Annotated in this window: 6 protein-coding genes, 1 tRNA gene and 2 rRNA genes; 3 read left to right on the top strand and 6 right to left on the bottom strand. The window is 53.1% G+C overall.

Annotation, left to right across the window (positions count from 1 at the left end; genetic code table 11):
• From rrf (BMW97_RS13380) to rrf (BMW97_RS13370), 3 genes are all read left to right on the top strand, one after another.
• Positions 1–97, top strand: a 5S ribosomal RNA gene (gene rrf / locus BMW97_RS13380); the annotation flags it as partial.
• Between the two features lie 14 nt (positions 98–111).
• Positions 112–187 (top strand) — tRNA-Thr (locus BMW97_RS13375).
• Positions 188–230: 43 nt separating this feature from the next.
• Positions 231–346: ribosomal RNA gene (gene rrf / locus BMW97_RS13370) — 5S ribosomal RNA — on the top strand.
• A 106-nt stretch (positions 347–452) separates the two neighbouring features.
• Here the strand turns inward: rrf (BMW97_RS13370) and BMW97_RS13365 are convergent.
• From BMW97_RS13365 to BMW97_RS13340, 6 genes are all read right to left on the bottom strand, one after another.
• Positions 453–1,211 (bottom strand): amino acid ABC transporter ATP-binding protein, encoded by a 759-nt coding sequence (locus BMW97_RS13365; protein WP_014171880.1) that lies wholly within the window; start codon positions 1,209–1,211, stop codon positions 453–455.
• Between the two features lie 7 nt (positions 1,212–1,218).
• Positions 1,219–2,322, bottom strand: coding sequence for an amino acid ABC transporter permease (locus tag BMW97_RS13360; RefSeq protein WP_045910147.1), 1,104 nt, complete (start codon positions 2,320–2,322; stop codon positions 1,219–1,221).
• Positions 2,323–2,331: 9 nt separating this feature from the next.
• A complete protein-coding gene (locus BMW97_RS13355) occupies positions 2,332–3,513 on the bottom strand; it encodes an amino acid ABC transporter permease (RefSeq protein ID WP_008502869.1) in 1,182 nt (393 codons plus the stop codon).
• Between the two features lie 67 nt (positions 3,514–3,580).
• On the bottom strand, positions 3,581–4,606 hold the full coding sequence (locus BMW97_RS13350) for an amino acid ABC transporter substrate-binding protein (RefSeq protein ID WP_045910146.1): 1,026 nt from the start codon (positions 4,604–4,606) through the stop codon (positions 3,581–3,583).
• Positions 4,607–5,079: 473 nt separating this feature from the next.
• On the bottom strand, positions 5,080–5,301 hold the full coding sequence (locus BMW97_RS13345) for a lipoprotein (RefSeq protein WP_008502867.1): 222 nt from the start codon (positions 5,299–5,301) through the stop codon (positions 5,080–5,082).
• 304 nt (positions 5,302–5,605) lie between these two features.
• On the bottom strand, positions 5,606–8,719 hold the full coding sequence (locus BMW97_RS13340) for an efflux RND transporter permease subunit (protein ID WP_045910145.1): 3,114 nt from the start codon (positions 8,717–8,719) through the stop codon (positions 5,606–5,608).
• Between the last annotated feature and the right edge of the window lie 5 nt (positions 8,720–8,724).

The raw sequence follows: 8,724 nt of genomic DNA, 5'->3' as shown, positions 1-8,724 counted from the left end.
TGGTCCCACCTGACCCCATGCCGAACTCAGAAGTGAAACGCCGTAGCGCCGATGGTAGTGTGGGGTCTCCCCATGTGAGAGTAGGGAACTGCCAGGCATCAAATTTAGCGTGCTGATATGGCTCAGTTGGTAGAGCGCACCCTTGGTAAGGGTGAGGTCCCCAGTTCGACTCTGGGTATCAGCACCACTTTATACTTAGGTTAAAGTTCGGCAAGAAGTAAAAGAATTTGTCTGGCGGCTTTAGCGCGGTGGTCCCACCTGACCCCATGCCGAACTCAGAAGTGAAACGCCGTAGCGCCGATGGTAGTGTGGGGTCTCCCCATGTGAGAGTAGGGAACTGCCAGACATCAAACAAGTGAAGAGGCCATCCGAAAGGATGGCCTTTTTGCGTTATGATTCTCGTGAAAACGGTAGGCCCGGTAAGCGCAGCGCCACCGGGCAAAAACAGCAGATTAATGAATCACCTGCGACAGGAATGCTCGCGTACGTTCTGACTTCGGATGCGCAAAGAACTCATCCGGCGGCGCCTGCTCAACAATCTCCCCGCGGTCCATAAAGATCACCCGGTCGGCTACAGTTCGCGCAAAACCCATCTCATGCGTGACGCACAGCATAGTCATGCCAGATTGTGCCAGCCCAATCATGGTGTCCAGAACCTCCTTCACCATTTCCGGATCGAGAGCTGATGTCGGTTCATCAAACAGCATAATTTTCGGTTTCATACACAGTGAACGGGCGATAGCCACACGCTGCTGCTGGCCACCCGATATCTGGCCAGGGAACTTATTTGCATGTTCTGCGATTCGTACACGCTCCAGGTAGTGCATTGCCAGCGCCTCGGCTTCCTTTTTCGGCATCTTCCGTACCCAAATCGGTGCAAGCGTACAGTTCTGCAGAACGGTCAGGTGCGGAAACAGATTAAAGTGCTGAAAGACCATTCCCACTTCCTGACGCACGCGTTCGATATTGCGGATATCTTCATTCAGCTCGATACCATCAACCACGATGCGTCCTTGCTGATGCTCTTCAAGATGGTTAATGCAGCGAATGGTTGTGGATTTCCCGGACCCGGAAGGGCCGCACAGGACGATGCGTTCGCCCTGCTTGACCTTGAGATTAATGTCCTTCAGGACATGAAACTGTCCGTACCATTTGTTCACGTTTTCCAGCGTAATCATCGCGTCGGCGGGTGTCATAGTTATTTGGCTCATATTTTCCTCAGTGCGGTGTACGCCCGGTGTTAAAGCGCTTTTCCAGATGCTGGCTGTAGCGCGACATGCTAAAACAAAAGATCCAGTAGATCAGGGCAGCAAAGACATATCCTTCGGTGGACATGCCCAGCCAGACAGGGTCAACGGTTGCCTGCTGCACGCTGCTAAAGAGATCGAACAATCCGATGATGATCACCAGGCTGGTATCCTTGAAGAGGGCAATGATCGTGTTGACCAGACCCGGGATGACCAGCTTGAGTGCCTGGGGAAGAATGACCAGCCCCTGCGTTTTCCAGTAGCCGAGCGCCAGTGATTCTGCCGCTTCGTACTGGCCTTTAGGCAACGCCTGCAGACCACCGCGCACAACTTCTGCAACATAGGCGGACTGGAAGAGAATTACCCCGACCAGGGCACGGATCAGTTTGTCGATCGTTGTGCCTTCAGCCATAAACAGCGGCAGCATGACCGACGACATAAACAGGACGGTGATAAGCGGTACGCCGCGCCAGAACTCAATGAAGATAACGGAGAGCACGCGGACGATCGGCATTTTTGAACGCCGTCCGAGGGCAAGTAAAATCCCCCACGGCAGAGCACCGGCTATCCCCACTGACGCGATAATCAACGTCAGCGTCAGCCCACCCCATTGGCGTGTTTCAACGCGTTCCAGCCCCAGAAAACCGCCATACAAGAGCACCCAGACAATAATTGGATAAACCACTGCCCAGACGGCAATATAGCGTCCACGGTGAGGCAGCTTTTTCCAGAACATGACTGCGACAGAGAGCAGGCCTATTACCAGCGCGAGATTAATCCGCCAGCGCTGTTCGTGGGGATACAATCCATACATGAACTGACCGAAACGTTCATGAATAAACACCCAGCAGGCACCGGCTTTTGTACAATCAGCTCGGGTTGAACCGACCCAGTTGGCCTGCAAAAACGCCCAGTTCAGCAGGGGAGGAATCAATTCCCACATGAGCCACAGGCAGACAATCGTCAGCAGACTATTACTCCAGCTGGAGAACAGATTCTTTCGCACCCAGAGAATGAAACGTCCACCTGTCGAGTTGGCAGGGCGCGAGGCGTGCGACAGTATTGCTTTTGTCATCATAGATCCTTAGCGCTCGACCAGTGCTATACGACGGTTATAGAGGTTCATCAGCAGTGAAATTACCAGGCTGATGATGAGATAGACAGACATGGTGATGGCTATGGTTTCAATGGCTTGTCCGGTCTGGTTAAGCACGGTTCCGGCGAAGAGGGACACCATATCCGGGTAACCAATAGCGGCGGCCAGCGACGAGTTTTTGACGATGTTGAGATACTGGCTGGTCAGCGGCGGAATGATGACCCGTAATGCCTGCGGAATAATGACCTGGCGAAGCGTCACCGTATGCGGTAATCCTAGTGAGCGTGCCGCTTCGTGTTGCCCGTGCGGGACGGCCTGGATCCCGGCACGAATAATCTCAGCGATAAAGGCTGAGGTATAAATCGATAGCGCCAATGTCAGGGCCGCCAGTTCAGGAATTAACACCATTCCCCCCTGGAAGTTAAAGCCTCGCAGATGGGGAACATCCCAGTGCAACGCGGCGCCAAACAGCCAGTGTGCCACTAGCGGCAGGCTAACGATCAGGATGACTGCGGTGGGCCAGGTTCTACGAAGCTGACCGGTTTTGATCTGATGCTTGCGGTTAAAACGGAATACCCCAGCGGAGAGGGCAAGCGCTATCACAATCGCGCCGATGAAAGCGTACAGTCCTTCGCCCGGCTGAGGAGAAGGAATGGATAACCCACGGTTACTCAGGAAAAACAGCTCAAACGCGTCGACGGCCTGACGGGGACCAGGAAGGTTACGCAGTACGGCGAAATACCAGAAGAAGATCTGCAGCAGCGGGGGGATATTGCGGAACGTCTCGATATAAACCGTCGACAGCTTCCGCAGGAGCCAGTTTTCAGAAAGACGCGCCAGACCAATAAAGAAGCCCAGTATCGACGCGAAGACGATACAAAGCGCCGATACCAGCAGCGTATTCAGTAAACCGACCACGAACACGCGTCCATACGTGTCACCTTCCTGGTAATCAATAAGATGCTGAACAATGCCAAACCCCGCGCTGCGATCTAAAAACGCGAAACCGGAGGTAATGCCGCGATTATTCAGGTTGGTGATGGTGTTATGGATGAGATACACGGCGATGAGAACAACCGCAACAATAGCAATAATCTGGAATAGCCAGGCGCGGACCGCGGGATGAGAAAAGGATAGCGATCCTTTTACGGCTGAGCGGCGATGGGACATAAAGAAACCTCAGTAACCATGACTCTGGAGTGGGCACTGCCAAAGCAGTGCCCGTTACAGCTATGACTTAACGTACTGGTGGTGCGTACTGAATACCGCCGTTGTTCCAGAGATTGTTCTGGCCGCGTTTGATCTTCAGCGGGCTTTCCGATCCCACGTTGCGTTCAAAGATCTCAGAGTAGTTGCCCACCTGTTTGATGATGTTGTAGGCCCACTTGTTATCCAGCTTCAGATCCTTGCCGAAATCACCTTCTGTACCCAGCAGGTGTGCCATATCCGGGTTGGATGGTTTAGCCGCTTTCTCATCCACGTTTTTCGAGTTGATGCCCATCTCTTCTGCGTTCAGCATGGCAAACAGCGTCCAGCGAACAATGGAGAACCAGTCTTCATCGCCACGACGTACAACCGGTCCGAGAGGTTCTTTGGAGATCACTTCAGGCAGAACAATCCATTCTGCAGGATTGCTCAGCTTAATGCGTAAGGCATACAGCTGTGACTGGTCAGAGGCCAGCGTGTCGCAACGGCCGGATTCCAGCGCTTTGGCCGACTCATCCGAGCGGTCGAATGTCACTGGCGTGTATTTCATGTTATTTGCTTTGAAATAATCGGCGACGTTCAGCTCGGTATCGGTGCCCGCCTGAATACAAACGGTGGCGCCATCCAGCTCTTTGGCGCTTTTCAGGCCCGCTTTATTGTGGGTCAGGAAGCCGATACCGTCATAATAGGTCACGCCCGTGAATGACATCCCCATCCCCGCGTCGCGGGAGGAAGTCCAGGTGGTATTACGGGAGAGCATGTCAACCTCACCGGACTGCAGCGCCGTAAAGCGTTCTTTCGCCGTCAGCGGGGTATATTTTACTTTGCTGTCATCACCAAAAACGGCGGCAGCAACGCCACGGCAGACGTCCACATCAATACCGGTAAATTTGCCGTTCGCATCGGCATAAGAGAAGCCAGGCAAACCGTCACTGATACCGCATTGAACAAAACCTTTCTTTTTAACGGCATCCAGTGTCGTTCCCGCATGGGCTTGACCGGCTACGGCAAATATCATGCCTGCAGCGGCCAGGCTGGCTATCATCGTCTTTTTCATAATGCATCCTGTGTGGCGAAATTTATCGTTATAGAGGCGTTTTTAAACGCTTTACCTGTCTGTGGCGTTGGCCAACGTTTATAAAGCAAACGTAATGCCAGTTTTGCGTTCGACAAAATAAGAGATGAGTGAACGCTTAATGCTGAGTGTAGACAGGCTTAAATAAAACGAGCGCCCTGAAACGGTGCGAAATTACAACCTGTGCCACAAATTGGAGCAAAAGTTTTGAGTCGCGTCAGGAAAAAGACAAGATAGTTTCCAGCGTGAATATTGGCAGGGTAGTCAATAATATTAATGTGTGAAAATCATCACAATAGAACCGGTAATTTAAATGAGTATACGAAAAAGATGTGACTGGTTTCAGGATGAAATGAACAGCGCGAATAAATACGGGGCTATTTTTTTACTTATATGAAAATAGTGCACTGATTAAAAGCAAAAGCGCGGCCAGAGCCGCGCTTTCTTAACAGCTGTTACTTCGTCAGGGCAACAATACCCAGCGTCAAACCTGCCACTGCGGCAGCACCGCCGGCGATAGCACCCGCAGTTTCCCAGTTATCCTGGGTGGTGCCTTTCATGCAGGTATTGGTATGAACCAGTCGGCCCTGGTCGTCGTAAACCGGTACACATGGAGAGTCGTGCGCGCAACCAGCAAGCAGCGCAGCGAGTAGTGCAACGGAAATGAATCTTTTCATGATGTTACCTCAATATTATTTCTCATCCGCTATAAAGCCAGGAGGGCAATTAACGAACTGGAGGTTATTTTACCACCGGGGTAAGTCCGCGTTACACGAGGAATAATCTCAAATTATGTAGTTTGTAAAAATCGTGGAGAAAAGTCGGTTTCAGGACGAATTAATGGAGACATTATGAAGCTGCAAGAGAGTATTTTTACTTAATGCAAATCATCGTATTTTTAACATTAGTTTTGCTTAATGCCTAATTCATTGTTTATGTTAAAAATAAAAAAGGCACGCGAGGTGCCTTTTTAGGGAAATGTTAATCTTTATGGCGGGTAAAGCGTCGACGGACCACCACAAAGAAGACGGGTACGAAGAAAATCGCCAGCAGCGTTGCGGAAAGCATTCCCCCCATCACGCCCGTACCGACGGCGTTTTGCGCACCGCTCCCGGCCCCGGAGCTGATCACCAGCGGCATAACGCCCAGTATAAAGGCCAGAGACGTCATCAGGATCGGTCGAAGGCGCATCCTTGACGCCTCCAGCGTGGCCTCAATGATGCCTTTACCCTCTTTCTCCATCAGGTCCTTAGCAAATTCGACGATCAAAATGGCGTTTTTCGCTGACAGACCAATCGTGGTCAGCAGGCCGACCTGGAAATAGACGTCATTGTTTAACCCGCGCAGTGATGCTGCGAGAAGCGCCCCGATGACCCCCAGCGGCACAACCAGCATGACGGAGAACGGAATGGACCAGCTTTCATACAGCGCCGCCAGACACAGGAACACCACGATCAGTGAGATGGCGTACAGTGCAGGCGCCTGGTTACCCGAAAGTCGCTCCTGGTAAGACATTCCCGTCCAGTCATAACCGATGCCGGAAGGCAGTTTTGCCGCGAGGCTTTCCATCATAGCCATGGCTTCGCCGGTACTTTTACCCGGGGCTGATTCACCGAGGATCTCCATAGAGGGCATTCCGTTGTAGCGCTCCAGACGAGGTGAACCGTAAACCCAGTGAGCGTTGCTAAAGGCTGAGAACGGCACCATTTCCCCGTTCGCACTGCGCACGTAAAGGTTGTTAATATCTCCTGGCAACATACGGAATTTTGCATCAGCCTGGACGTAGACCTTTTTCACGCGCCCATGATCGATAAAGTCATTCACATAGGTGCCGCCTAAGGCTGTCGAAATCGTCTGGTTGACGTCAGAAAGACTGATGCCCAGCGCCTGGGCTTTCTCCTGGTCGACGTCCAGCTTGAACTGTGGCGTATCCTCCAGACCGTTAGGACGCACGCGTACCAGCAGGTCGGGGTGCTCTTTCACCATGCCGAGCAGCTGGTTACGCGCCTGCGTCAGCTGGGTATGCCCGAGGTTAGCCTGATCGATCAGTTCAAAGTCGAAGCCCGTGGCGGTACCCAGCTCAATAATGGCAGGCAGGTTAAACGGGAAAACAAGGCCGTCTTTAATCTGGCTGAAGGCTTTCGTCGCGCGACCCACAATCGCCTCGACCCCATTTTGTGCCCCAGGACGCTCCTCCCAGGGTTTCAGGCTGATGAAGGCAATACCGGAGTTCTGGCCCTGGCCACTAAAGCTAAAGCCGTTTACGGTAAAGACGGATTCAACATTCGCCTTCTCTTTATTCAGGTAGTAGTCCTGAACCTGGTCGAGGACCTGCTGAGTACGCGTCTGGGTTGCCCCCGCAGGCAGCTGAACCATCGTCATAAACACCCCCTGATCCTCTTCGGGGAGGAAGGAGGTGGGTAAGCGCAGGAAGAGCACCGCCATCCCACCGACAATAATGACGTATACCACCAGGTAGCGCCCGGTTTTGCGCAAGATACCGCTCACGCTGTGACTGTAGTGCTCCACGCTCTTATCAAAAAGCGCATTAAACCAGCCGAAGAAGCCCCCTTTTTTCTCATGATGATCGGCGGATACGGGCTTAAGCAACGTTGCACAGAGTGCAGGCGTCAGGATTAGCGCAACTAGTACGGACAACGCCATCGCGGAAACGATAGTCAGCGAGAACTGGCGATAGATCGCCCCCGTCGAGCCGCCAAAAAAGGCCATCGGGATAAAGACCGCCGAGAGCACCATGGCGATCCCCACCAGCGCACCCTGAATCTGCCCCATCGACTTCTGCGTGGCCTCTTTAGGCGGCAGCTTGTCTTCGACCATGACGCGTTCAACGTTCTCGACGACCACAATAGCGTCATCAACCAGCAGGCCTATCGCCAGCACCATGCCGAACATTGTCAGGGTATTGATGGAGAAACCGAACGCCGCCAGAACCGCGAAGGTACCCAGCAGAACGACCGGAACCGCGATCGTCGGGATGAGCGTTGCCCGAAGGTTTTGCAGGAACAGGTACATGACCAGGAAGACGAGAACGATCGCCTCAAACAGGGTCTTCACCACTTCGTGGATGGAGATTTTCACAAACGGCGTGGTGTCATAGGGGTAGACGACTTTGAGCCCCTGCGGGAAGAACGGCTGCAGTTGTGCCAGCTTGCTCTTGATGGCTGCTGCCGTATCCAGCGCATTGGCCCCGGTTGCCAGCTTAATCCCCAGGCCGGTTGCCGCCTGCCCGTTGATTTTTGTCACCATATTGTAGTTTTCGCCACCCAGCTCAATGCGAGCCACATCCTTCAGATGCACCATCGAGCCGTCCTGGTTCACCTTGAGCGTCACGCGACCGAACTCTTCCGGTGATTTCAGGCGGGTTTGCGCGATGATCGAGGCATTCAGCTGTTGTCCCGGGATGGACGGCGTCCCGCCTAACTGGCCTGCCGCTATCTGGTCGTTCTGCGTTTTCAGCTGGTTGATGATATCCAGCGGCGTCAGCTGGTATTTGTTCATCGCATTGCTGTCGAGCCAGATACGCATCGCATACTGGGCGCCAAACAGCTGCACGTCACCGACGCCAGACGTTCGGCTGATGGCATCTTTGACGTTCGAGGCGACATAGTCGGAGATGTCATCCTGCGTCAGGTTTTTGTTGTCTGATACAAAACCGGCAACAAGCAGGAAGCTGCTGCTGGACTTCTCAACGCCAATCCCCTGCTGCTGCACCTCTTGCGGCAGCAGCGGCATGGCGAGCTGCAGCTTGTTCTGCACCTGCACCTGGGCGATGTCCGGATCGGTTCCGGACTCGAAGGTCAGGGTGATCGTGACGTTACCCGCTGAATCGCTGGTGGAGGACATATACATCAGGTTATCGATACCGTTCATGTTCTGTTCGATAACCTGGGTCACGGTATCCTGTACCGTCTGGGCATCTGCTCCCGGGTAGGTCGCGGATATCGCCACGGCGGGAGGTGCAATGGTCGGATACTGTGCGACGGGAAGTTTGAGAATGGCCAGTCCGCCTGCAATCATCAAAATGATGGCAAGTACCCAGGCGAAAACCGGTCTCTGAATAAAGAAATTAGCCATGTCGT

It is taken from the genome of Enterobacter sp. NFIX58, assembly GCF_900110475.1.
Lineage (GTDB): Bacteria > Pseudomonadota > Gammaproteobacteria > Enterobacterales > Enterobacteriaceae > Enterobacter > Enterobacter quasiroggenkampii.
This window is presented reverse-complemented; position numbering and strand designations above follow the sequence as displayed.